General features: G+C 61.5%; 22 protein-coding genes and 6 pseudogenes. 9 read left to right on the top strand and 19 right to left on the bottom strand.

The window, feature by feature from the left end; translation table 11 throughout:
* Nucleotides 1-40: 40 nt before the first annotated feature.
* A pseudogene (locus ACFSQT_RS08575) lies at nucleotides 41-1,478 on the bottom strand (ISKra4 family transposase).
* A gap of 326 nt (nucleotides 1,479-1,804) precedes the next feature.
* Nucleotides 1,805-3,130, bottom strand: a complete 1,326-nt coding sequence (locus ACFSQT_RS08580) for a hypothetical protein (RefSeq protein ID WP_379018026.1) — start codon at nucleotides 3,128-3,130, stop codon at nucleotides 1,805-1,807.
* A gap of 593 nt (nucleotides 3,131-3,723) precedes the next feature.
* On the opposite strand from ACFSQT_RS08580, the gene tnpA reads away from it, so the two are divergent.
* The 3 genes and pseudogenes from tnpA (at nucleotide 3,724) to tnpB (ending at nucleotide 4,407) form a co-directional block, all read left to right on the top strand.
* Nucleotides 3,724-4,203: an IS66-like element accessory protein TnpA gene (tnpA, locus tag ACFSQT_RS08585; RefSeq protein ID WP_095090243.1), complete on the top strand. Its 480-nt coding sequence runs from the start codon at nucleotides 3,724-3,726 to the stop codon at nucleotides 4,201-4,203.
* Nucleotides 4,200-4,292, top strand: a pseudogene (locus ACFSQT_RS08590) (hypothetical protein); the annotation flags it as partial. The gene tnpA and the pseudogene ACFSQT_RS08590, both read left to right, overlap by 4 nt.
* The gene (gene tnpB / locus ACFSQT_RS08595; protein ID WP_342586882.1) at nucleotides 4,258-4,407 is read left to right on the top strand and encodes an IS66 family insertion sequence element accessory protein TnpB; all 150 of its coding nucleotides are present in this window, start codon (nucleotides 4,258-4,260) and stop codon (nucleotides 4,405-4,407) included. The pseudogene ACFSQT_RS08590 and the gene tnpB, both read left to right, overlap by 35 nt.
* 6 nt (nucleotides 4,408-4,413) lie before the next feature.
* Here the strand turns inward: tnpB and ACFSQT_RS08600 are convergent, their stop codons facing one another.
* Together ACFSQT_RS08600 and ACFSQT_RS39780 are read right to left on the bottom strand one after the other, a co-directional pair.
* On the bottom strand, nucleotides 4,414-4,659 hold the full coding sequence (locus ACFSQT_RS08600) for a hypothetical protein (RefSeq protein ID WP_167392282.1): 246 nt from the start codon (nucleotides 4,657-4,659) through the stop codon (nucleotides 4,414-4,416).
* A 22-nt stretch (nucleotides 4,660-4,681) separates the two neighbouring features.
* Nucleotides 4,682-4,816: pseudogene (locus ACFSQT_RS39780) on the bottom strand (IS110 family RNA-guided transposase); the annotation flags it as partial.
* A gap of 167 nt (nucleotides 4,817-4,983) precedes the next feature.
* Here ACFSQT_RS39780 and ACFSQT_RS08605 point away from each other — a divergent pair.
* From ACFSQT_RS08605 to ACFSQT_RS08620, 4 genes are all read left to right on the top strand, one after another.
* On the top strand, nucleotides 4,984-5,349 hold the full coding sequence (locus ACFSQT_RS08605; protein WP_378976986.1) for a hypothetical protein: 366 nt from the start codon (nucleotides 4,984-4,986) through the stop codon (nucleotides 5,347-5,349).
* Nucleotides 5,349-5,843 (top strand): hypothetical protein, encoded by a 495-nt coding sequence (locus ACFSQT_RS08610; protein ID WP_095090245.1) that lies wholly within the window; start codon nucleotides 5,349-5,351, stop codon nucleotides 5,841-5,843. Before ACFSQT_RS08605 ends, ACFSQT_RS08610 begins: the two co-directional genes overlap by 1 nt.
* Nucleotides 5,844-6,647: 804 nt before the next feature.
* Nucleotides 6,648-8,300 carry an anti-phage dCTP deaminase gene (locus tag ACFSQT_RS08615; RefSeq protein WP_095090246.1) on the top strand — a complete coding sequence of 551 codons (1,653 nt, stop codon included), beginning with the start codon at nucleotides 6,648-6,650 and terminating at the stop codon, nucleotides 8,298-8,300.
* A 1-nt stretch (nucleotide 8,301) separates the two neighbouring features.
* The gene (locus tag ACFSQT_RS08620) at nucleotides 8,302-8,862 is read left to right on the top strand and encodes a hypothetical protein (RefSeq protein WP_095090247.1); all 561 of its coding nucleotides are present in this window, start codon (nucleotides 8,302-8,304) and stop codon (nucleotides 8,860-8,862) included.
* 102 nt (nucleotides 8,863-8,964) lie between these two features.
* Here the strand turns inward: ACFSQT_RS08620 and ACFSQT_RS08625 are convergent, their stop codons facing one another.
* Together ACFSQT_RS08625 and ACFSQT_RS08630 are read right to left on the bottom strand one after the other, a co-directional pair.
* On the bottom strand, nucleotides 8,965-10,104 hold the full coding sequence (locus ACFSQT_RS08625; protein ID WP_095090248.1) for an ImmA/IrrE family metallo-endopeptidase: 1,140 nt from the start codon (nucleotides 10,102-10,104) through the stop codon (nucleotides 8,965-8,967).
* 8 nt (nucleotides 10,105-10,112) lie between these two features.
* Nucleotides 10,113-10,730 (bottom strand): hypothetical protein, encoded by a 618-nt coding sequence (locus ACFSQT_RS08630; protein ID WP_379018027.1) that lies wholly within the window; start codon nucleotides 10,728-10,730, stop codon nucleotides 10,113-10,115.
* Nucleotides 10,731-10,905: 175 nt separating this feature from the next.
* On the opposite strand from ACFSQT_RS08630, the gene ACFSQT_RS08635 reads away from it, so the two are divergent.
* Together ACFSQT_RS08635 and ACFSQT_RS08640 are read left to right on the top strand one after the other, a co-directional pair.
* Nucleotides 10,906-11,292 carry a hypothetical protein gene (locus ACFSQT_RS08635; RefSeq protein ID WP_095090518.1) on the top strand — a complete coding sequence of 129 codons (387 nt, stop codon included), beginning with the start codon at nucleotides 10,906-10,908 and terminating at the stop codon, nucleotides 11,290-11,292.
* Entirely contained in the window at nucleotides 11,289-11,813 is a 525-nt protein-coding gene (locus ACFSQT_RS08640) for an RES family NAD+ phosphorylase (RefSeq protein WP_095090250.1), read from the top strand. Before ACFSQT_RS08635 ends, ACFSQT_RS08640 begins: the two co-directional genes overlap by 4 nt.
* 41 nt (nucleotides 11,814-11,854) lie before the next feature.
* Here ACFSQT_RS08640 and scpB read toward each other — a convergent pair.
* The 13 genes and pseudogenes from scpB to ACFSQT_RS08705 form a co-directional block, all read right to left on the bottom strand.
* Nucleotides 11,855-12,560: pseudogene (gene scpB, locus ACFSQT_RS08645) on the bottom strand (SMC-Scp complex subunit ScpB).
* A 2-nt stretch (nucleotides 12,561-12,562) separates the two neighbouring features.
* A pseudogene (locus tag ACFSQT_RS08650) lies at nucleotides 12,563-13,516 on the bottom strand (DUF1403 family protein).
* A 205-nt stretch (nucleotides 13,517-13,721) separates the two neighbouring features.
* A complete protein-coding gene (gene rlxS, locus ACFSQT_RS08655; protein ID WP_379018028.1) occupies nucleotides 13,722-15,689 on the bottom strand; it encodes a relaxase/mobilization nuclease RlxS in 1,968 nt (655 codons plus the stop codon).
* 197 nt (nucleotides 15,690-15,886) lie between these two features.
* A complete protein-coding gene (locus ACFSQT_RS08660) occupies nucleotides 15,887-16,573 on the bottom strand; it encodes a lytic transglycosylase domain-containing protein (RefSeq protein ID WP_095090252.1) in 687 nt (228 codons plus the stop codon).
* On the bottom strand, nucleotides 16,561-17,106 hold the full coding sequence (locus ACFSQT_RS08665) for a S26 family signal peptidase (RefSeq protein ID WP_379018029.1): 546 nt from the start codon (nucleotides 17,104-17,106) through the stop codon (nucleotides 16,561-16,563). Before ACFSQT_RS08665 ends, ACFSQT_RS08660 begins: the two co-directional genes overlap by 13 nt.
* On the bottom strand, nucleotides 17,103-17,342 hold the full coding sequence (locus tag ACFSQT_RS08670) for a helix-turn-helix transcriptional regulator (protein ID WP_095090519.1): 240 nt from the start codon (nucleotides 17,340-17,342) through the stop codon (nucleotides 17,103-17,105). Before ACFSQT_RS08670 ends, ACFSQT_RS08665 begins: the two co-directional genes overlap by 4 nt.
* Before the next feature lie 147 nt (nucleotides 17,343-17,489).
* Nucleotides 17,490-17,813, bottom strand: a complete 324-nt coding sequence (locus ACFSQT_RS08675; RefSeq protein ID WP_095090520.1) for a DUF736 domain-containing protein — start codon at nucleotides 17,811-17,813, stop codon at nucleotides 17,490-17,492.
* Between the two features lie 537 nt (nucleotides 17,814-18,350).
* Nucleotides 18,351-19,451: a hypothetical protein gene (locus ACFSQT_RS08680; protein WP_245331273.1), complete on the bottom strand. Its 1,101-nt coding sequence runs from the start codon at nucleotides 19,449-19,451 to the stop codon at nucleotides 18,351-18,353.
* Nucleotides 19,415-19,807 carry a ParB/RepB/Spo0J family partition protein gene (locus ACFSQT_RS08685; RefSeq protein WP_245331274.1) on the bottom strand — a complete coding sequence of 131 codons (393 nt, stop codon included), beginning with the start codon at nucleotides 19,805-19,807 and terminating at the stop codon, nucleotides 19,415-19,417. Before ACFSQT_RS08685 ends, ACFSQT_RS08680 begins: the two co-directional genes overlap by 37 nt.
* A complete protein-coding gene (locus ACFSQT_RS08690) occupies nucleotides 19,758-20,078 on the bottom strand; it encodes a ParB/RepB/Spo0J family partition protein (RefSeq protein ID WP_379018030.1) in 321 nt (106 codons plus the stop codon). Before ACFSQT_RS08690 ends, ACFSQT_RS08685 begins: the two co-directional genes overlap by 50 nt.
* A 77-nt stretch (nucleotides 20,079-20,155) precedes the next feature.
* A pseudogene (locus tag ACFSQT_RS08695) lies at nucleotides 20,156-20,853 on the bottom strand (DUF2958 domain-containing protein).
* A complete protein-coding gene (locus tag ACFSQT_RS08700) occupies nucleotides 20,816-21,766 on the bottom strand; it encodes an ArdC family protein (protein WP_379018031.1) in 951 nt (316 codons plus the stop codon). The pseudogene ACFSQT_RS08695 and the gene ACFSQT_RS08700 overlap by 38 nt, the downstream one beginning before the upstream one ends.
* Before the next feature lie 721 nt (nucleotides 21,767-22,487).
* Nucleotides 22,488-22,703 carry a helix-turn-helix domain-containing protein gene (locus tag ACFSQT_RS08705; RefSeq protein WP_095090521.1) on the bottom strand — a complete coding sequence of 72 codons (216 nt, stop codon included), beginning with the start codon at nucleotides 22,701-22,703 and terminating at the stop codon, nucleotides 22,488-22,490.
* Nucleotides 22,704-22,864 lie beyond the last annotated feature (161 nt).

Below are 22,864 nucleotides of genomic sequence, written 5' to 3' on the forward strand. Positions count from 1 at the left end.
AAGGGAGCGGGATTCAATGAGGCCGGTAATTTCTCTGGGGTTACGCGGCGCGCAGAAGGGGTGGTTTGGGCTTGAATAATGGGCGCACGTTTGGCTCTGGCTGTCGGAAGGGTGCCCGCAGCCGATCGCGAAGTTCGCAATTGATCTCCGCCGTCCGGACTTGCATGAGCATGTGGGCCCCGTAGGAGGACCTGCGCATCTGCTGCTTTTTGACCATCCGCTTGCCGACGAGTGAATTCACCGCCGACTCGGCCAGAGCGGAGGCAACGCGAAGCCCAGCCCGATAGCGCTTTCCATAGTTGACGATCGCGCCGCGATCAGGAGCTGCGAGGCGAGGCTATAAGGCCGTGCGATCGAGAACTCGCCGTCCCTTTGCGAGTCTTTCAGTCTCGCCAGGAGTTGCTCCAGGTCGCGGATCGCGCCATCGACCCGCCCGTGCCAGAGACGCCACTTCACGGCTTTGATGTCCTTGTCGATGGTTGGAAGCACTTCAAAAGGGTCGGACTGGGAACGATGTGATCGGCGATCTGCTGCATGGGCTGGATCTTCATGGCAATGTGGAACCAGTCGATGATGTGGGCTGTCGGCTTCGGCATGGCGCGGGGCAGCCGCTTCAGGATTTCGGCGCCGTCCGAGATCACGGTGACGTTGCCAAAGCCGCAATAGCCTTCTTGCTGAAGTGCGTGGAGGGCTCGATCCCGGATTGCAGCCTGGTCGGTGTTGCTGGTCACGAGGTAGCGGCCACCGACATCACCCCGACCGCCGCGGCCGCATCGAGCTACAACGAGCTCGAAGTTTCGCGCGGAATTGGGATCGGCGCTGCGAACATGTGCCGTATCGATGCTGATGACGAACTCTTTGCGTCGGTCGCCGGGAAGCTGCATTTCAAGCTGGCTTCGATCGTGCCTTTGAGCTCGCGCGCGCCTTTCTTCCTTCGCGATCTGTTCATCGAGCCGTTCACCGATCCTGATGGTCCGCTTGCGCACGGTCACGTACGTCTCGGTGGGTTCAATGGGCAGAAATTCGCCAAGCACCTTCGCTGCCTGCCGATACGGCATCATGCTTCCCAATCGCGCCGTCAGTTCAATCAGTTCAGGCGTGGCTCGATCAGGGCAGATCTCGTTGAGTGGTGCGAAGGCAGCGACCATGCCAGGATGGCACTTCCGGCAGAGCATCCAACGGGGATTGCGAACCTCCACCGTGCCGAAGACAGTCCGGATTTTGCGCGTCGTATAGCCCTTGACCGGCCGGAACGTGTGGCAATCCGGGCAGACGCGGCGAAAGAGCGAGTAGGTCTCCGCCTCGTGGCTGACGACCGCGCTCTGCAGGGCCGCCATGATTTTCTTTCCATCGTCGATCGAGAAGCCGATATCGCCGTCGAACAAGCCCTTCCAGCTCTTGTCGATGCGGACCTCCTTCCGGCAGGTGTCGCCAAATTCGTTCCTGCCCTCGATCGTGATCGTCCATTCCACTGCCATCGCTGCCTCCTTGAAGAAGCGACGGTGATGGACTGCTTGGGCCAAACAACCCGTATTCGACCCCAGAGAAATTACCGGTCTCGATATCATTACGCCGAGGAGTCTCATTATTAAATGCAGCGCGACACACTACCCTGTCGGCCTCCGGGAGAATTTGGACAATCGAAAGTTCGGGCGAAATCAGCGAGCGGAAGGCATGGAGCACGGGCAAATCACGGCGTCGACTGCGATTCCGACTCTATGAACTTATTCGCACCGTCCGTGAATCCCGGCACCTGCACCAAATATGCGGAAGAACCCCTGTTTGTCGTGCGGCAATCGCTTGTTCAGTTTCGGCGGTAGAACACAATGATGTCGTTTTGCCTGCCTGATGGCCCCAACGCCGCTGTGTAGGGCACGCCACCGATGGTGAAATTTGTCTGCGGCTGCGACGGGCTCGGCAGCACGCCCATGTAGTGCATTCCGCGCATGAGGTCCTCAGGCGCGCGCTGATCGCCGTGTTGCCAGCCGGGGACGTAGATTGCTAGATCCGGCGCCGGAGGCGCGCTGGGCACGTGTGCTGCCCCAAAAATCCATGCCCCGGCGCCTTGATCCGATGGGCCTGGCTGGTTAACGGTGGGCGCTGGCGAAGGCGCATTCATTCCCTGCCAAATGGGCGGCGGAGAAGCGCCGCCCGGCGCCGCCTGGGCCGCATCATAATCGCCCCAAAGCTGGTCTTGATTGTAACTTGACACTCGCGACGGGGATGACTGCGGAGAAGCGCCACCCGGCGCCGCCTGGACCGCATCATAATCGCCCCAAAGCTGGTCTTGATTGTAACTTGACACTCGCGACGGGGATGACTCATGCTCTGGTGATGGCTGTTGCACTGGCTGGCGAGAGCTGCCCTCCGCAGCATGCGAGGTGCCCTCTCCAAGGGTTTCCCGATACCTCTTCAGCATGCTCACCCCACTCTGGACCCTGGGGTCGTCCGGACACAGCTCCCTAGCATAAGCCTTCAGCGATTCGTCACTAAGTCCATTAAGAGACAAATTGTAACGCTGCTGGAGCCTTCCAGACAATCTGCGGAGACTCGTGGAATTGTTAGATATAGACCCAGCCTCAAGCCTCCCGCGAGCCGCACCACCCGCATTATGGATTAACGCCGCATCTTCAGGAACGACATCATACCGCCTTCCCTGTCCCTGACGCGAGGTACCCGCTCCAGAGGCACCCTCTCCATAGGCACCCTCGCGGTACGCCCTAAGCATGCCCAACGCCGTAATGACCCGGGCTTCACCCGGAAACAGTTGCTTAGCATAATCCTTCAGCGACACGTCACTAAGTCCATTGAGAGACAAATTGTAACGCTGCTGTAGTGCTTCAGATAACTTGCGGAGACTCGAACCGTTCACGACTGCGGAGCGATACGCAATCTTCTGGCAAGCCGCATTACGCGCATTCCGGATGAGGGCCGCGTCATCAGGGGCGATGGCGTACCGCCTCCCATGATCGGGAGCGTCCTGCTGGCCCGCCTCTTCCAGGTGCTCCTCAAAGTCGCGCTGCGCGGCCTCCTCCGGCTGGCCCCCCTGTCCTGCCTGCTGCTGGGCCAGCATCGCGTAGTACGAGTTTTGCCAATCTGGTGAGAAGGGATTGAAGTTCTTCGGATCCATAATTCACCTCCGTGGTTTGAGAGATTATCTAGCGAGGAACTATCCTGCCCGCATCCGCTGACGAGAAGCTGACGAGGCCCGCAGTTCAAAGACTGACAGCGCAGGCCTGCCGTTAGAAGCAGCGCTGAAAGGAAAAGGGCCAGGCGGTTTCAGGTGCATGGGGAAGGACTATTCACAAGATGTGCGAACGGGCCATTGCGTCCGCACTCGAAGGCGTCAGCGGAGCGTCAGCTAACGTGACATCCTCTCGGCTCTTACCGGTGCAAGAACAATGCAGGATCGATTTTTTTGTATTTGCTGACGCTGGCGCCGAACAGCTCAATGCACGAGTATGTGATGGCGTGCAAAATTTTGCTCCGATTTTTATCTGTTGCCACCGTCGGCACTGCTGCTTGCGCATTGGCTCGGCCTTCCAACTCCCACATCAGCCATCAATTCGAATTGAACGGTCGTCAGGTCTTCTGCTGCGCCACAATCGCACGCGTTCGAATGTCGGACCGACGGTACGCATACGCTAAAGGCCGCCTACTGACGCGTACCTTGTGGCGGTAGTGTCCGCTTAGATTAAGTGGACGCTTGGCAATGAAGTAGCTATGGAACAGCCGTCGAGGGTGGAAGCGAGCACGCCCGCGGCTCTGCCGCTGCCGACGGATGCGGGCCGACAGCGGACGCGCCGCTCCTGGACGGTCGAGCAGAAGCTGGCGATCATGCGCGAGGTGCAGAAGTCCGGTGATCCGGTGGCGGTTGTCGCGCGGCGTCACGACATGAACGCGAACCACTTGCACATCTGGATGAAGCAAACCCGGGAACGGAGATCGGGTGACCGATCCGAGACCCCACCAATCGCCTTCATTGAAATGGGTGTGGTCGGTCACAGCGTGCACGATGTAGAGCCGGAAGAGCCGGGTCCTGTGCGATCGCACTCCGAAGTGCCAGCTGCGAGCTGCCAAGCGGTGTCTACCGGTGGCCGGATGGAAATCGTCGGGGCCAACGGCCGGCGTGTGATCGTTGACCGCACTGTCGACGTCAGTGTCCTGCTGCGGATCTTGCAGGGCCTGGAAATGCTGCGATGATCCCGACAGAAGGCGTGCGTGTGTGGTTGGCGACAGGCTACACCGATATGAGATGTGGCTTTCCATCGCTGGCGCTCCGGGTGCAGGAGGTCCTCAAACATAATCCCCTTGGGGGGGAACCTGTTTTGCTTCAGGGGGAAACGCGGAAATTTGTTGAAGGTCATATGGCATGACGGCCAAGGAGCATGCCTGTTCACAAACTAACTGGCTTCATACTACAGCCCTTTCCTTGAGATCGGAGCATTTTGAGGAGTTGAGTCGGCGGATAGCCTCTGCCCGATGGGCAAGCTGGTTCCATCGGCTGCACTGTTTGGCTGGGACGTGCGGTCCTGGCAGCTCATAGAGGCTGATATAGCCGTTGTAGGTATGTCTTTTCACGATGTCGTATTTCGCCCATCTGACCAGGGTACATTCGGTGATCCCGAGTTTTGCGCAGGCTTCTGCTTTTGTCAGCATTCCCCGCTCGCGCTCTCCGGCAGATAGCCCGCTTCACGAAAGGCGACAGCACCCGTGATACCGCCATGCAGTTGCCGGTCGCCTCGATCACCACCTCGTCCGTCGCCAAAAGGCTCTTGACGAAGCCTTCCAGCGCCGTCCGGGTCAAATCTACTTTTGTCTCCAGAGTATCCGAAACACTTGAAGGTCGCGGCTTGAGCGTAGGCCAGATCGGTGATCTCGCTACCAAGGCGCGCGATGCAGGCTTTCCTATCCTTAGCGATCACACATATGAAAGCGCGTTGTGGATCATCGCCGAAGGGATGCGGCAGGGAGGCCGAGGCGTTGCTTACGAGGTACGTCGTTCTGGCCGATCGTCCGGTACCGGACGCCTTGGGTTACCTCACAGCAGCTCTGGAGGTTTCATCCCGCGGGCTCAGTCGGAAACGACTTTCAGAATTGCAGACAATTGTCGCTGCCCATGCCACACGGTACGATCTGCTAATCATCACCGAGTTGGACCATGCCATTCCACTTGGCCCAGAGCGCGACACGAACGCGATCTTTCGCTTAGCCGCAGGCCAGCATGTAACGGCTGTGATCGATCAGGTCCGGCCTCAAGCCATTCGCATGACATCAAAAAATACGGACGAAGTCGTGGCCGGTGCCGTCGAACAGGCTCTTGGCCATTTCAGCAAAGGAGGTTCTTGATGTCTTTGTTGCAGGTTCGAACAACCATAAACAAGATTATCAATTCCGCCGCCAAAGGCGGCGATATCAGCACAAAAACTTTGATCGAAGCGCTGCGAAAAGATTATGCCGTGATCATTTCAGCCGCACAGTCAGAACTCGAAACCATCGCGTTGACCAAGATTGTAAACGAAGTTGCCCGCCGGCGTGTCCGAGAGGTGCCAGGTCAGAGCGAGCTTCTCGGTGGCTACTCCGGCATCTGGCAGACCATTGTCGTCAAAAGCCGCGGACCTGACGGCAAACTGCGATATGAACGTAAGGCAATAAACGTTGCTACGCCCGAAGAGGTTGAAGGCTGGCTGCAAGAACACACACAAACGCGCCGCAGTCAGCCAGAGAAATTTGCTGGTATGCGCCGTATGCTAGAGGATGCAAGGAACGTTGGTGGGGCCAACGGCGCCACCATCGGCAGCCTCCTGGCCGAGAAGCGCCGCCGAGAGCTGGCCGCGGAGTAGCTCACAACCTTAAGCTCTATGAGCCTCGCAGTAGCGTCAAGGCATTAGCGGTTCTAGGAACATCCAGCTGAGCTGTTTGGAGCCACCGGCCTTGCCGAAGCTGTGTTGGAAAATAGAATGTTGACTGTCGATAGTCACTTACGAGAGCGTGCCGTTCAACGACCGAATCGTGGAGATGCAGGTTTTCAGAATTGGTTCTGCCGATTTACGATTTTACGAGCATTGCGTGCCGTTCAACCCCGCGCATACGACGAGGCGCTCGGGATCGACACGCCGCGCATGTGGACTGCCGCTCGCAACCGTGGGCCACTAAACAACACGCGCCGCCTGACCTCCCCAAAATCCTCATGCTCCCCAAATGCAGAAATACCCAGAGCTATCCTCCCGTGGCTCGCGGGTTCGTTCTCCGGAGGCTTCGGGCCCCTATCGGCAGCGAAGCCCCCGACCGACCTTTATCGAGAGGTGTTTGGCTGAGGCAGCCGTTCTGCCGGCAGCCTCTTTCGCCATTGCGCAGGGAGCCTGCCAACCCGAGGCTTTGCGGCGCTCGTCGCTTCACGATTGTCGGCCTCCTCGGCTAACGTTGCGATCCCCATCCGAACGGTCTCTCAGGTTTCTTAGTTCCCATCCTTACAGTCCGCTAAATCATCCAGCTCTCTCCCCTAAATGCCGGGCTTCTGTAAGTAGTTCAACATCGGAGGTTCTTCTGGATTTCGTGATTATACCAATGCTATAGACGCTTGCACTTTGCGAGTTCTTCGATATAGAAAAAGAATAAGCCGAATGGGGATCGGGGGAGGCGCTAGCATGGCGAGATCGACGGTCGTCGGGAAGATTGAACAGAAGGCTGGTCAGAAGCCGGATAGCAAGACCGTTTTGGCTGGGAATCACTCGAAAGAGCTTTTCTTCGCCGTTGTCGGTCCGGTAGGGGCAGGTGCGTCGCAGGCGATCAAGGCACTGCAACGCGTTTGCAAGTCCGGCGGCTATGAAGTTCACCTGATCAAGGCAAGCGACTTGATCCGAACCTGGGCAAATGAGAACGGCCTGGCCTTCCCTGGTGTCGGCACCAAGACCTTGGAACTGGTTACCGAGTTGCAGAACCTCGGTGACTCGATGCGCGAGCATGACATGGCCGAAGTCGCCAAGGCGGCAATGCGCGAAATCGCACAGCGACGTGCCAATCGCACCGGTCAGACGTACGTCAAGGGCGAGAAGGTCATTCCCGACAGCGTCAAGCGCGTCTATCTTATCGATTCGATAAGGCACCCGGCCGAAATTCACCTGTTACGCAGAACTTATGGCAACGCATTCGGGCTGATCGGAGTCGTTTGCGAGGAGGGCGTGCGTCGCGCACGAATTCTCGAGAAATACTTCCGCGGGCCGGAGAAAGGGCTGCCCGAAACACAGAACGCCGTCGACCGTTTCATGGATCGTGACTCGGACGACTCCAGTCGCAAGCATGGCCAGCATGTGACCGAGGCGTTCTACGAGGCGGATTTCTTTATCGACAATACCCGTGACGACCCGAACGGCACCAAGAACCTGCTGGACACCGATTTGAGCAGGTTCGTTAGCATCATCTCGCATGATCGGGTGGAGCGGCCCACCATAGAGGAGACCGCGATGCACCATGCCCACTCCGCGCGCGTGCGCAGCGCCTGTCTATCCCGACAGGTGGGCGCGGCATTGGTCGACGCCGATGGAACTGTGGTTGCGACCGGAACGAACGAAGTGCCGGCGGCCGGAGGTGGCGTCTATGGTGAGCGCTTCGCGACGTCGAGTAGAGGCATTGACGATCATCGTTGCGCTTTCCGCGCCGAGGCGTACTGCAGCAGCAATCGCGAGCAAAACGACATCATCGACAACTTGATCGAGGTCATTCCGGAACTGAAGCAGGTTTCGGACAAGATCGACCTGGCTGCGCGCATCCGGAAGACTCGGCTGGGGGGCCTCATAGAGTTCAGTCGTGCGGTCCATGCCGAAATGGATGCGCTGCTGTCGGCCGGGCGCGAAGGTGTCTCGACCGTCGGTACCCGCCTCTTCGTCACGACATATCCGTGCCACTATTGCGCCAGACACATCGTCAGTGCCGGCGTGTACGAAGTTCAGTTCATCGAGCCATACCCCAAGAGCCTGGCCAGAAAGCTGCATAGCGATTCCATCGAAGTGACCCCGTCCGAGTGGATACCGCCGGTCCCAAAGAGCATCGGTGCCGCGCGGGCACAGCTGCGTACCGCTTCGGACGTCGATAAGGACGACGTTAAGCTCAATGAGCCTAAGGTGCTTTTCAGACCGTTCGTAGGGGTAGCACCCCGGATGTACGTCCGTGCATTCGAGAAGACGTGGCAACTCAAGAATAAGACAAGCGGTGAATTTGAGATGCGGGCACCAGAATGGGGTAGCGAATGGACCACCTTGACGGTAGGCTATCCCGAACTCGAAGCAGCCTTGGCGAAATAGCGTGGCGAAACCGCAACTCACACTCGTCGAGAATACCGGAAGCTGGCATAGCCGCGTCGATGGTCGCGTTGTCGCGCAGACGCATGAGGTCGCCACCCGTGATACTGTGCAGAGCTCACCACGCGCTGATCAGCTCGATTTGTTCGACGCGCTTGCTCTTCCCGATTTGCGCGTTTTCGTCGTTGCCATGGATACCGTGCACGGCCGGACGCTTCAAAAGGCAGTGCTGTCTAGCAAACCCAGGTCGGTGATCGATCTGCGATACGCAGCCCGTTTTGACCAATACGGATCTGACAGGGATACGTTGTTTGCCTATTTCAAGTCGGTCGGTTCTTACTATGCCTTGGACTCAATGCCTTGGCATGACCTTTCGATCCGCGACTTCATGACTGAGGGCGGCGTTCAAGTCCCCAGAGTTCATCATGAGCTGGTCGAGCTGGACAGAGGGGCAGTGATGTTCTTCGTTCCAAAGCCTCAGCACGCCAGCATGCTGATTGCGTACCTGAACCGGACGCTCTCGGCCAAAGCCAAGACCAGTTGGCGGATCGAGCAGATCGGCTGATTTTAGAGGGAGCCGCCGGTTTCCGAGTCCGTATCTCGCCGTATCTTCTTGCCTCTTTCCCTACGGAATCTCATAACGTGAGGTCAAACGCGGAAACAGCACCTACAAAAGCCTATCTGTACCGAACGGTACAACATTGTCGGGTAACGTCGGCATGCGCTCCCCGGTAAGTCGCGCAAATAGCTCGGGGGCCATGCCAAGATTGGCAAGCAGGTGGTAAAGGACAATCGGGTCACGGTTGGAAATCCAGCTGATGGCCGCGCGCAGCAGCTCTGGCTCCTCGATCGCAACCCGTTCGTCGTAGCGCTCCGCCTTAGCTTGTCCGGTCTTTACCAGTTGGATGTTGGCGGTGCGATATTGCGCAGCGTCGATTAGGCCCAGATCAAACGCGCGCCGGGCGATGGCGCGTACCGAAACCTTCCAACGAAGCTTCATTGCAAACAGTGCATTCCAATCGAGAGTCCGCCGACTTCGAGGAAATTCACGCGCGAACGCGGCGCGCGGGATCAAAAAGGCCCCGGCGAACCGGTGCGCCTCCCCTTCAGTGACACTGTCGCCGGTCTGGATGCCTTGATGCATAATCAGGTGAGCGGCTTCGTGTGCGAGGTCGAAGCGCAAGCGGGCGCCGGCAACTTTCGCGGTTGAGCGAACGATGATAGGCCGGCGCCGAGCCATAGACAGCGCATCGATGCGGTCAGTGAGATCATCGAAGTGGACCACCACTGCACCAGCATTCTCCACAACACGCATCATACTGGTGATTGGACCATCAAGGCCCAGACCCCAGTGCTGTCGAGCATTCTCGGCAATGCGCTCTATCGCGTTGGGCGAAGCGGGGCGCGCCTCCTCTGGAAAGTCGACAATCGGCATGCGCACCTGGCCCTCGAGCGCGTCAACTAGTGCTTCCAAAGCTGTCCCCCGAGCCACAGCCTGCGCAGTCAGCGCTCGTGGGGCGCTCGCCAGCCGACGGAAGTGACAGTCTTCTTCACGGACGGGGTTCGTCGCCGGCGTTGCGAAGAACGCAGACGTCACCGCGAGCGCAGCTGCTAACGCGTCACGCATCTCTTCGGTTGGTTCCTTGGCGCCCGTTTCAAGCTGATGAACAAACTGACGGCTAGCGGTCACAAGCCCGCCTAACTCATCGAGCGACAGCCCTGCGAGCAGTCGCGCCAGTCGGAGCTTGTCGCCGTAAAAGAAACGTGCCCGATCCTCCCGGACTTGGCCCGGCGCACCTCCCTTCATTGTCACGCTTACACCCCGTCGGAAGAAGAGGCGATTTCGTCGCCACGCTCGTCCTGGTCGTCCCGGTGATCGCCGACAGACGGCGATGAAAGTTCAATACCCTCAGGTCGCTCTTCGTCCAGTAGCGCGATCAAAGGCTCTGCCTCAGCAAGGGGCAAGGGCCACACGACTTCGGGCTGGTCGTTGCGTAACGCGACGAAACTAGCTCCGAGGAGCGCGCCATCCATATCGGTCGTTACACCGATTCGAAACAGCATGCCGGCGGTCGGAATGTCTGGCTCCAGATCAAGCAGCAGTTGCTCGAAGGGAGTGGCAATCGAAATCTTTGCCGTAGGCTCTGCGGGATCTCCGCGCCAGAAGCGCATTGGAACACCGCCGATGCTGAACTGGAAATGCTTGCCGGGATCAATTACTCTTAGCCATTCGAAACCCAGTGTGCCGGCAGCCTTTGCGATCTGAAAGCAGCCGTAGTTGTAGGCGCAGACTCCCAAGGTCCAGTTGTCGTCTCCTATTGTGGGGTCAAAGCGATCGACCGCACTGCCACGGCCCAGGGCGAGCAGCTGTGCAACCTTGACAAGCCGTTCTACGGTCAGCTCGGGGTGATAGTCCCAAGGCAGCATCTTCACTCTCTCTTTCTCGAATCGGGCATTTCTTAGAGTCTGTCAACCATAAGGATCATTGTCAACCAATGCTTTGCTGCTGCTTCGCTCCGAGAATGAGGATGGCGGTGACAGATCGCTGTTCGCTTGCTATGCGCTGAAATGTGCATATATTGTGCGTATGAGAGGCCGGAGATTTGTCATGACCCACGCACAGCTTGCACATTCCAGGGTGGTCTCAGGCTTCGTTGACAGCCTGCAGGAGCCACGCACACCCTATATCTCGCCAAAGCGCCTGTCGCAGGCGCTTGGCGTGAAGGTGGCCAACCTGGCACAACTGACCGGTGTCCACCGCAACACGCTGCGCAACCCAGCCTCGGAGCGCCTGCAGGGCAGGATGCGCGAGATGGTGAAGGTGATTTCCGCAGCCACCGAACTCACCGGCGACGTCGACAAGGCGATCTACTGGTATCGCAACGAACCGATCGCCGATTACGGCCACCGCACGGCTGCGGAGCTCGTTGCGGACGGCCGGGTCGAGGCCGTCCTGGCCTTCGTTCGTGATCTCGAAAACGGCGCGCGCGGGTGAAGATCACCCGGGTCGGGCCGGACGAGATATTCCATCGCTATCTGACACCCAAATGGGCTTTTTTGCCCATCAGCGGTGCAGGCGCGGCGATTGACGGCGGTCGTTTCAACCGGCCAGGCGTCGAAGCGCTCTATCTGTCCCGTTCGACCCAGACCGCTCTTGATGAATACAAGCAGGGTGCCGGCATCACCCCGCCGGCGACCCTTGCCGCTTACAAGATCACGCTCGCCGACGTCGCCGACCTTTCGCAGGGGTTCGACCCGAATGCGTGGGATAGTGCCTGGAAGGAATGGGATTGTGCCTGGCGCCAGATCGCTCGCATTGACAGGAAGATACCTTCATCGTGGAAGCTTGCGGACATGGTCATCACCGCCGGGCTTCGCGGCATCCTGTTTCCGTCGCTGCGTCACGCCGGCGGCACCAATCTGGTGATCTTTCCGGCCAATCTTGTCGACGGCGATCATGTCGCGGTTCACGATCCCGATGACCGGCTCCCGCACGACCAGTCGTCCTGGTCCTGAGTCATCGACCGTCTCTGTGGTCGCAACGCGACAACGCGTGCTCACCACACCTGGTCCTCAACGACATCGTCCTCGCCCTCCCCGCTTGCCAGCCCGGCCGGAATATCGCCGGCCAGCATCTTTTCCTTCGACAGCAGGCCTGCATCCTCGGGCGCCTCGAAATCCGGCAGCTGGCGCAGCGTGTCGAGCCCGAACTGCGACAGGAAGTTCTTCGTCGTCACATAGGTATAAGGCGCGCCCGGCCGCGGACTGCGCGGCCCCGAGGCGATCAGCTGCTCAGCGCGCAGTACGCCGATCAGATCGCGTGACACCTCCTTGCCGAAAAAGCTCGACAGCTCACCACGCGTGATCGGCTGGAAATAGGCAATGCACATCAGCACCAGCGCCTCCGACTGCGACAGCTCTTTTGTCCCCTGCTCCGCGGGCGTGCCAAATGCACAGTGGATGGCGTCGCCAAATACTTTCTTGGTCCGGTGCTGCCAGCCGCCGGCGACCGCCACCAGCTCGTAAGAGCGGCCGGCGAGCTCGGCGCGGATGTCGTCGATGATCAGCTCGAGATTGCAGTTTCTTCCCACCACCCGCGCGAGGACACTACGTGTCACCGGTTCGCTGGCAGCAAAGATCACCGCTTCAACGCGACCCATCCACTCGCGCCAGCAGTTCTGGCGGCAGGTGCTCCAGCTCGGTGTCGACCAGCATTCGCTGGACATTTTTTTTCGCCCTTTCGTCGCTCGCTGTCTCGGCCATCGCTAAAGTCCAAACAGCCGGAAAGAGGAACCAGACAGCTCGCGCACCGCCTCGAGCTGTCGCAGCCGCTCGAACAGGCGGCGCGCCGCAAAACGCAACAGGTTTTTGGTCGTCAGCGAGCCCGAAACGGCGTCTTCGTTGAGCAGCAGAAAAATCACATCACCGGCGCCCTTGGCGCGCAGTTTTGGCCCGATCGCCAGAAGTTTTTCGGCGCGGCGCGACAGCTCGGCGGCCAGCTGGCAGGCCTCCGCCGCCGCCTGGGCAAGCGCCAGGCAGACCGCAGCCTCAAACCCCTCTTGTCCCGGCCGGATTCTTTTGTCGCGCGCCTCCGTCGACCGAAATGCCGGACCCAAAACCTGCGCCATCAGGAGCGGCAGCGGCCGCGGCCAGCGCAGGCTTTGCGCCAGCACCAGGTCGGCCAGCTACCAGGCCAAAAGCTCGGCATCGGGGCGCAGGGTAACGGTATGAGCGGCGATCGCCGCGGCCGCGAACGGCGCCGGCCGCCGCGACCGCGCCAATTCCTCGATTTGCACGCAAAGCGCGGCGAGCGCGGCGCCGTCCCAGGCGACCCCGAGCATTTCGACAATCTTGGCTAGCCGATCGGGGCTGGCTGCCGGCGGCCGCAGCGCCAGTTGCCGCCAGGCGCCAAGGACAGCGCCGGCGGGGCCGGGATCGGCGCCGGCCGGGCAAAGCTGCCAGGCATCGCGCAAGGCGGCTTCGTCCTCGGCGCGGCTGGCTAGCCGCATGCTGGCGGCGGCGCATTTGAGCGCCAGCCGCTGGCGCCAGGCACCGGACCAGGAAGGCTGCGCCCGGCAAAGCGTGTCGAGCGCGCCCAAGGCGGCTCCGGCCTGGAAGGCGGCGTCAGCGTTGCTCGGCGCGCCGCCCCGGGCGAGCGCCCAGGCCGGAACGGTCGGCTCTGGGGCGGGGCTGGCAGTCGTGGGATCGAGCCGAGTCATGGTTTTGCAGGGTAAAGCACCCGTGCGCTTTCCGCCATGATTTTCGCGCCAAAGCGCACAGCCTGTCGTCAGTAAATAACGAATGATAATGTTGCATTATCAGTCTTTTAGATGCTGCGGCATCTATGCCGCCACCAACGACTGGCGTACTCCTTCCGACAGGGCACCCATTCTGGCGCACAGGCAATGAATCCGTGCCGCCATGTCACGAAACGCTCGGCCCGCTCCTCTGCCGGCCGATGGTCCAGGAAATCCCCTCCCCGCGCACGATACCGGAAACCTCCTTGCCGAAGTATCGTTCGAGCACCGGCCGCCACGGTACGAGGGTGAATTCGCGCGATTTCTCCACGACGGCATATTTGCCGCTGGCTAACTCAACTGATCGGCGCAATGTGCCCTCTATCCGATCTCCTGCCCGGGCTTCGACATAGGGCAGACCGAGCTCGCCCGACAGTTGACCGGCAACACGGTTCAACTCTCGCTGACGCAAGACCGAAATCATGTTGGCGCGGTAGACGATACGCCCTTGCTCTCCGTCCGCGAGCGCTTGAGCGATCAGCCACTGCCGCCGGCGGGCCTGCGCCTCCCCGACCTCGTGGCCGAAGCCGGTATTGCGCAAGGGCTCCGGCGCATCCGAAACCAGCTCGCGGTCGAGCCAGGTGGCGCCGTCGAAGCTAACCTGTCGCGCCAACGGGATCGATGACAGCTTTTCAACGATCACAGGCTCGGCTCTGGCCCGCTGGCGCTCGTAATCCGCGACACGGTCCAGATGGTCCGGCGCGATGATCCAAGTGCCATCCGGCTCACGCTCCACGCCGCCGGTAGCACGCCGGATCGCCTCCAGTCGACGGACATGCGTTTCGGCGAAACGCTCGGTGGCCGATCTATCATGCTTGAGATGGATATCAATACTGTAGCGCCCGCCACTGGTCGCGGCGATATCGGCAACGGTGCGGTCGACCTGCCTAGGTTCGGTGTTCCTCGGCGTGACACGCACGATGTACCCGTCGGGCGTCGGTTCCGTCGCCTCGCCTTTGCCGATATCGATGTAATGGCTTTTGCCCTCCATCCCATCGAGGATCAAGTAGTGCCGGTCGTTGATTTCGTCGGCCAGGCCGCGAGCGACAACACGGCCGACCACAGGCTCGGTCTTCGGTTCCGCATCGTGGACGACATAGTCTGCGGCACTGCGGGCGAGCCCCTTTCCGGTCAGCTCGCGATGCATGGTCTTGATGATATCGCCGCGCTCGCCGATGCGGCGCAGCGTCACTTCAAGCTCATCGTCCAGGCGCCAACGGCCCGGAGGGGTCTCCTGGGCAAGTCCCATGCGCTCCAGTTTGCGCAGGCGGCCCTGGTGCAACGTTTGGCGAAACGCGTCGCGGCCGGCCGCCGAGACGAAACCGTCATCGTCGCGCATGCGCAGCAGCTGCCGGTCGATGCTGGTGAAGCGTTCCTGGTCCATTTCCTGGCGCAAGCGCTGCTCGATCTCGCGGTCGGTGCGGGGACCAAGATCGAGGCTGACCAGCTCGGCCGCCCGCTCGCGGATTCCGCTCGAAACATATTCCCGCGCGATGACGAGGTTTTCGTCGCGGTCATCCTTCCCGCGAACGATGATGTGGGTGTGCGGATGGCCGGTGTTGAAATGATCGACGGCGACCCAATCGAGCCTAGTGCCGAGGTCCTTTTCCATCTGCGCCATGAGCCGCCGCGTGAGCGGCTTCAGGTCGTCGTACTCAATGCCGTCTTCGGGCGCCACGATAAAGCGAAACTGATGGCGGTCTCCATCCGCGCGATCGAGGAACTCTTTTCCGTCAACGCGATCCTTGTCTGCGCCGTAGAGCTCGCCCGGCTCACCCTCGCGGGTGACACCGTCGCGCTGGATGTAACGCAGATGAGCACGCGCCCCGTCCTGCCCCTTGCCGGCTAGCCTGACGATGCGCGCCTTGACCATCACCCGGCGCTGGCGGAAGGCAGCGTATCGATCGCGCGATCTGAGTAATGCAGCAGCCGCCCCGCCTCGCCCTGCCCGGCTTCCGGTAAAGCGGCCGCCGCGCATGGGCTTGCCGCCTGCTCTGTTGATCGCCGCCCTGACCTGTCCAGCGTAGCCTTTGCCTGCCTTCGAGCCGTTAGACCGGATTTTGCCTAGCTTCGGCGTGAACTCATCGTCCTGCATGCCGGCCTCCAGCTAATCAAGAGTGAGATCAAGCGCTTATGCGCCCCAGCCTCCTGCGGTCGGTAGCAGCCTCTTGGAAAAACGATGTGCAGACAAAGACTTGACTGCCGCCTGGAGGCGGTACCTTTATCTTGCCTTCCGCCGACCCTGCTTCTGCCCCCGCCCAGCCGCCCTCACCGACCCGCAGCCGCCAGCCCTCACCGGCTGTCCGGCTTGCTTGTCCCAAGGTGATCCTTCCCGAGCGGCACCAGAATTTTGCCGTTCGATTTGCGCGCCAGCTCGCCGTTCCGCAGAAAAAACAGCGATCCTCCGGAGGGAGCTTCTGGTGCCTTTGCACGCGGTGATTTGCCCTTGAACTGATCCATGTCGGCGGCCGAAACCCCGGCCGCCGTTAGCCCTTTCAGATAAGCAACCGTCTCATTTGGAAGCGGTGTTCCGCGTTTCAAATGCGCCGCATAGCGTACCGGTCCAGCGTTGTAGGCGGCGAACAGGCCGGGGAAGCCGAAGCGGTCATACATGGCGCGCAGATAGGCGGTGCCGGCCAGGATATTGTCGTGCTGATCGTGCGGATCGGTGCCCAGACCGTGCGCGGCCCGCATGTCCTGATAGGTGCCAGGCATGACCTGCATGAGGCCCATGGCGCCGGCGCGCGAAGTGATGGGACGGCCATCGAGCCTGGTCTTGCCGTCGCTCTCGGCATCGACGACGGCGTAGATCCAGGTTTCAGGAATACGGAAGCGCCTGCTTGCTTCCGATACGAACTTCTGCCACTTTTGAAGCTGCGGACTATGGGAGATGGCGACCGGCTCAGCGCCGGTCGAGGCGGAACAGGCGCATGGCGCAAGGGCGATCATGCCCAGCATCAGGAGGGTCAGTCGGTCCATAGCGGCACCAGCCTCCCGATGACATTCGAGGCCGGGACCGGCCCGAAATAGCGGCTGTCGAAGGAGCGGGGCGTCTCGCCATTGAGCAGGAAGACCTCGTCATCGACGAGCTTTCGACACGCGTTCCACCATGGCAGCGCGCGGCCTTGAATGTCGGTTGCGAGGCGGCGCGCGACGATCGCGCCGCCGATGATTATGGGTTCGTTGAAGGTACAGACATGCTCGTGCGGCAGTGCAGCGATGCGCTTGACCAGCGGCACGTTGCGGGGCAGATAGCCGCGTTTTTCGGCGAGATCGGCGACCGCTTGCGCGGTCCGTACAAGCACCAGATCGCCGCGCGCCGGTGCTGCCGAAGCGACCAAATAAAGGCCTAGCGGCGCGCTGGCCGAGGCGTTCCAGACCAGCCAGGGCGATGGTTTTTCGAAGGCGGTGAAGCCGATGAGGCCGACGCCAATCGCAGCTATGGCGATTGCCTTACGGACCCGAATTCGCCGCAAACGGCTGCCGATCAGACGGATGGGGGGACGACTCATGACCGGCCTCCATGCTGAGCGTCGGAGTCCTGCTGGCGTCCTTTTGACCACTCATCGAGTTCGTCGATGTGGTAGCGGACATAGCGGCCGTGCTTGCGGAATTTCGGGCCACCGCCGGTGAGCCGCATCTTTTCCAGGGTGCGCTGGGACAGCCCGATATAGAAAGCAGCCTGCGCTGTATTGAGGAACGGGCTGCCCTTCTTGGCGCGGGCCGCGCGCTCGTTTTCGTCGTCCATGATCATCCTCGTTCGCGTGGGAGAAGCGAGGAGGATGATCGCGTGAGGGCGCTTCAGGGACGGGCGAAGAGTCGGACCATGGGTTTTCGCCGCCCCTTGAGAGGAGCCCCCGCGCCGGCTGGGGCGCGAGGGCCTGGGGCTTGCCGATCAGTCGACCGGGTTCCAGATGATGGCGTAGGTTTCGTCGTCATCCTGCCCGGCGGCGCGGCCGAGATTGGCGTAGAGCTTGCGCGGGCCGAACTCAGGGGCGGCGATTGACAGGCTCACATAGTCCTTGCCGGAGGTCTCGCCGGTGCGGATCCAGCCCGCGCCGACCTCGACGCCCTGCGTCAGCACCCGGAAGTCGGGATGGTTTTCGGCACCCTTGGCCTGGTTGGGCACGATGTCGATGTCGGCGCGGACGCTGAGCGTCTTGAGCTGGCCCTTGTAGCCGCCGTTGTCCTGCTTGGTGACGTAGCCGATCGCGGTCATGTTAGTCTCCTTTTGCTGTTCGCCGGGGACCATTCCCCTGCGATGGCGGACCGTGATGGGCGCGTCAGGAACGCCTGAACCCTTCAGGGCCGCAGCGACAGCGAAGGACCCGAGCGGACGGCTTTTTTTGAAGCGAAGCGGCGCGAGGAAGCCGCCGCAGGCGGCGGGGAAAAAAGCTGGCGGCGAGGGTTTCGGGCGGGCCGGATCGCCCATAGGTCGACAAGCCAGCAGCAGGGAGATGGTCCCTGAAGACACATGGAGACAGGTCGCGCTGACCGCGCTGCATGCAACAAGCAGACGACGGCAAGGTGGGGCCGTGGACGCTCGGAGGCCGTGCCGACGACAGCTGGGGCCGATCAGCGCTGGCGCTCTGCCAGCCATGCGGGTGTGGTGATCATTGGCCGATGGCGAGGAGTTTGGCGGTCGGATCTTACTGCGGTTGCGAACCGCCAGGGACGGCTGAATGCCGAAATCCACCCGACCGGAACGTCGCGTGGGCGGCGGTAAAGGGAGGTGCCGCCGCCCGAGCGAGAGGGGTCATTCGGAGCCGAACAACGCGCGGACTTTCGCCCACTGATCGGCGGTGCGGAAGCCGCCGCGACCGGTATAGGTTTCGGCAGGGACTTTCATCCGGCGCGGCAGCCATTGGTCGACCTTGTGGCGGCCGTTCTCGCCGCAAAGGAAGTCGCGGATGATCTTCTTTTGCGTCTTGACCTTCTCCGAAACATTGCCGTCCGCGACGTGCTTGCCGGCTATATCGGCCAGCATGGCGTTGGCGATTTCCCTGTCGCGAATGAGGTCGAAGAAGGCCTCGTCCGGCTGCCAGCAGGCGCCGATATCGACATTCAGATGGTTGCCGAGCGCCTCGACCACAACACTTCCTGCCTGCAAAGTCTCGCCCATGACGATGGTGAGCGCGCGCATCACGTCTTCGTCGGGAAGCGCCAGGAGGCGGGCAAAGACGCTCGCCGTGGCATGATCGTCGCTTTTTCCCCCGGCGACGGTTCTGTTCTCATCGGCCATGTTCAGCAGGGCCAGGACCGCGCGGCGTTTTTCGGCGAAGGCGGCTTCGGCCTTGCCGTTCGCGAGGCTCGCGGCCACCGCTTCGTTGGCGGCGCGTTGCGGTCCGGGCCGCACGTGCCAGAGACCCGAACCGGTGATGGCATGGGCCACCATCAGGCGCAGTGCTGTGCCCGCATGATCGAGCATGGCGGCGCGCACGGCGGCGTGGCGATGCAGATCGACATAGTTCTGCATTGGGCCAGAAAGCTCGGGGCGTGACGGCTTGGCGGGCGTGTCTGCTTCCTCACCGGCATCGGCTTTCCCGCGAGCGCGGCGGGCTTCTTTGTGCGACAGCCAGCCTTCGTGACACTCGACTTCGCCGCGATGCGAGACGGTGATGACGACCTTGCCGCCTTTTTTCTTCGGCGTCTTTTCGTGGTCCCATGAGTGGAAATACTGGCCGGGTTCCAGCACCACCACTTCGGCCCAGCCGGCTTCCAGATAGGCGTCGCGTCTGGCGGCAATTGTCGCGTTCTGCTTTTCCCAGAACAGATCGGCATCGGCGAAATAGCTATCCTCGCCGAACAGGTCGCACACCATCAGACCGGGGTAATCCTCGATTGGAAAGAGCGCCACCTTGGTGGAAATCGACTGCCGCCGAACAGCCACTGCTTCAGCTGGAAGCCGCGCGGCGGGTATTGCTCGGGATCGGCAAGAAGCGCCAGCCAATCCTGTTGCTGCGCCTTCGAGGCCATGGTGAGATGGCGCGCGGTCTCGGCGTCGATTTCGTCGCGCCTATAGGCCTCGCGGAGTTTCGGCAGCAGGTCGCCAAGCGCCAGGATGCGTTTCACGGCAAGCTCGGTGATGCCGAAGGTGGCGGCGATGTCTGGAACGGTGCGGCCCTGCTTGATCAGCCGCGAAAACGTCTCCCACTGCGATACTTCATCCGGGTCGAGGCGGGCGATGTTTTCGATCAGCGAGGCTTCGAGCATCGGCGTCGTCGCCGTCTTCCATGATGGCGCAGGGCAACGGTTCGGCTTCGCCACGCTCGTTGGCAATGGATTTCGCGGCGAAGTAACGCCGGCGTCCGGCGACGATTTCGAACATGTCGGGCGCGCCGTTGGGCCGCATCAGAAGCGGCACGAGAACGCCGCGCGCGCGAACCGAGGGCAGAATGCCGGACACGTCCGGGGCGCGTCTGGCATGGCGCATGTTGACGGCGGAAATGTTGAGCCGGTCGATTGCAATGTGGGCAAGCTGCATGGTTTTTCTCCTTTTCTTCGGTTGGGATTGTCCTGACGCGAGGCGCGACAAGCGGCGCGGCAGGGACGGTTTGGCGCCTAGCGGCGCTCTCTCGCCACGTCGAGCGAAAGCTCAAAATGGCGCTTCGAGAGTACGCTTGCTGCCTGTCGAAGCAGCTGTTCGGCCTCGGTGATATGGCCGGCGAGGCGCGCGGCCTGCGCATGGACCGAGAGCGGGAAGCGGCCCTCGAAATGGAGGTCGCGCTCGATGCCGAGGCCAAGCGGACCTTTGACGGTTTGAAGCTCGGCAAGGCTGACGCTGCCGAGTTCGGGTACCCGAACCCGAGGTCGCAAAGGCCGAACAGCGTGTCGCCGTCGGGGTCGAGTTCGGTCAACAGCCAGGTCGCCGCGCCTGCCGGATCAAACAGCTTCACGACCGGCTGATGGTCGGTTTCAACTTGCGCCGCGCCGTTGGCGAGAAGCCGGGCGCAAAGGTCGTCGGTGATCAGGATCATGGCAAAAACTCCTTTTTCAGAACAGGTCGAGTTGATTGCGGGCATTCGGCGGGAGAAAGGTTCGCTGGACCTTTCCCTGATCCTCCTCACCAGAGGCCGATATCGAGCGGCTTTTGCGCGGCACGCGGCCGCCTCCATGAGGCGGTCGAGCCAGTCGCGCGGTGATCGGGCGGACACCGGGGACGAGCGTTTGCTCGTCTTGCGGCGTCGTCTCGCTCTGGAGGGGATGGGAAGCGCACGGCGCTCATGCCGCGATCCCCTCCTGCGGCGGCTCGGCTTCATCGTGGTGGAAAGCGAGCAGCAAATCGGCGGCTTTCGAGGCGCGGCTGGCAGCGCTGAAGATGGCGCGATTGTCCTCGCGCAGCACCTTCAGCCATGAGGCGATATAGCCGGCGTGGCGCACGGTCGGCTCGATGCCGAGACTGCTGCAGACAAAGGCTGCGGCGATTTCGGCGACCAGTTCCTCGCGAGCATAGACCTTGGAGCCGAACGAGCCGGAGAGATCGCGGGCAAGGCGCGAGGGGTGGCCGGTCCAGTGGCCAAGCTCGTGAAAGCAGGTCCTGTAATAGTCGATCTGCTTGAAAAATGCCGGCTGCGGCGGGACCTGAATGCAGTCGCTACCGGGCATGTAGAAGGCGCGTTCGCCGCCGATGCGCAAATCGGCGCCGCTGGAGCGGATGAGCGCTTCGGCCTGCGGGATGATTTCGCGTTCGGGTAGCGGCTCGGCGGCGGCGCGAACATGCTCGGGCAGGCCGTCGCACTGAGCGACATTGAAGACGGTGAAGCGCTTGAGATAGGCAATTGCCCGCGGCTCCTCGCCATCGTCGCTGGCGCGTTCTTTTTCGTCTTTGGGAACAAAGCGGTCGGCATGCACGATGGTCGTGCCGCGCTCGCCCTTTCGGACATTGCCGCCAAGGATCAGCGCCTGCCGGAAGGTCAGCCAGTTCTGGCAGGGATAGCCGCGCTCGATGACGGCGCCCCACAGGATCAGGATGTTGATGCCGGAATAGCAGCGCCCGGTGGCGGCGTTCTTGGGCAGGCCGAGCCCGGCATTGGCCCTGCCCCAAGGCTTGACCCATGGCACGGTGCCGCGTTCCAGCTCGGCGACAATGCGGTCGGTGATCTCCTGATAAAGGCTGGCGCCCGGGCGCCCGCCTGCCCTTGCGTTGGCGCAACGCTTACTGTTTGAACGCATCGTTTTATCCTCCGCTCTTCAATCGCACGCCTTTCCCCGGAAGCGGGGTGGGCGGCGAAACGCGACCGGAAAGGCCCGCCGTCGGAGGCGAACCGCATCCGAAGGACCGGAACGAAGTGGAGGACCCGGAGCGACAGCGAAGGGTTGCGGATTGCCGCGGCGGGCCTAGAAGGGAGTGCCGCCCACCCCGCGCCGCCGGGAAAGGCAGCTAACCCAAGACCGCGCCGGCCAAAGGACGGCGACCATCGGCAGCCGCAAGGCTGCTTTTGCGCCAGGGGGCGAAGCCGGATGGCCGAGACCGCCTGAGCCTGCCGAAGAAAAGCGGGCTCGGTTCACGAGCACCCGGTGCGCGCCAAAGGCGCGCTGGCGCCCAGGTTTGGGAGATCAAGTCGCCAAGCTCAAACCCTATTTCTTCGACGGCCTGATCAAATCGCAGGGATCAAAGCGATCGCCAATCGCCCCAGCACATTCACGCTGGCGCGTTCGATCGCGCCCACCTAGCGCATGATCAAGCTCAGCGCGCGCCGCCAGTTCCTCTTGCGTCAAGTGCTGCTCGTGACCGCGAGGAAAAATGGACGGCCGAGACCGCCTGGGGCCGGCAAAGCAGATCGGGCTCGGTCCGCGAGAACCCTTGCGCGCCAGGCTCGGAACGATTTGCAACAGGATCATCGGGAAGCAGATCCTGTAGTGCCGGACCCGCCCGACCCCTTGTTGAACAACTCTATTCCGATCGAGGATCCAGCAAGGCTGCCGGATCAACCTCAAGCACCTTGGCGAGCTTCTGGACCATATCGATACTGGCACCGTAAACGCCGCGTTCCTGGGCGCTGATGTAGGTGCGGTCGACGCCGGCCTCATGCGCCAGCGCCTCCTGGGACAGTTTCTTTTTGTGTCGGTGCCGGCGAAGATTGCGGGCAAAGACCTTTCGAATCTCAATGCATGAGAGGCCAGCTTCTTATCGAGCATTTCACCACGGAGTATTCTCGACAAAGCGGCGGAGTCACGGGAGAGATTACAAAATGCAAAGGCTAGATTAAATGATCGCGGAGAAGCTGGATGCCGACTACATCGAAGTTCATGGAGCAGCTGGGACAACGG

Source organism: Mesorhizobium calcicola (assembly GCF_042682105.1).
GTDB classification, from domain to species: Bacteria; Pseudomonadota; Alphaproteobacteria; order Rhizobiales; family Rhizobiaceae; genus Mesorhizobium; species Mesorhizobium calcicola.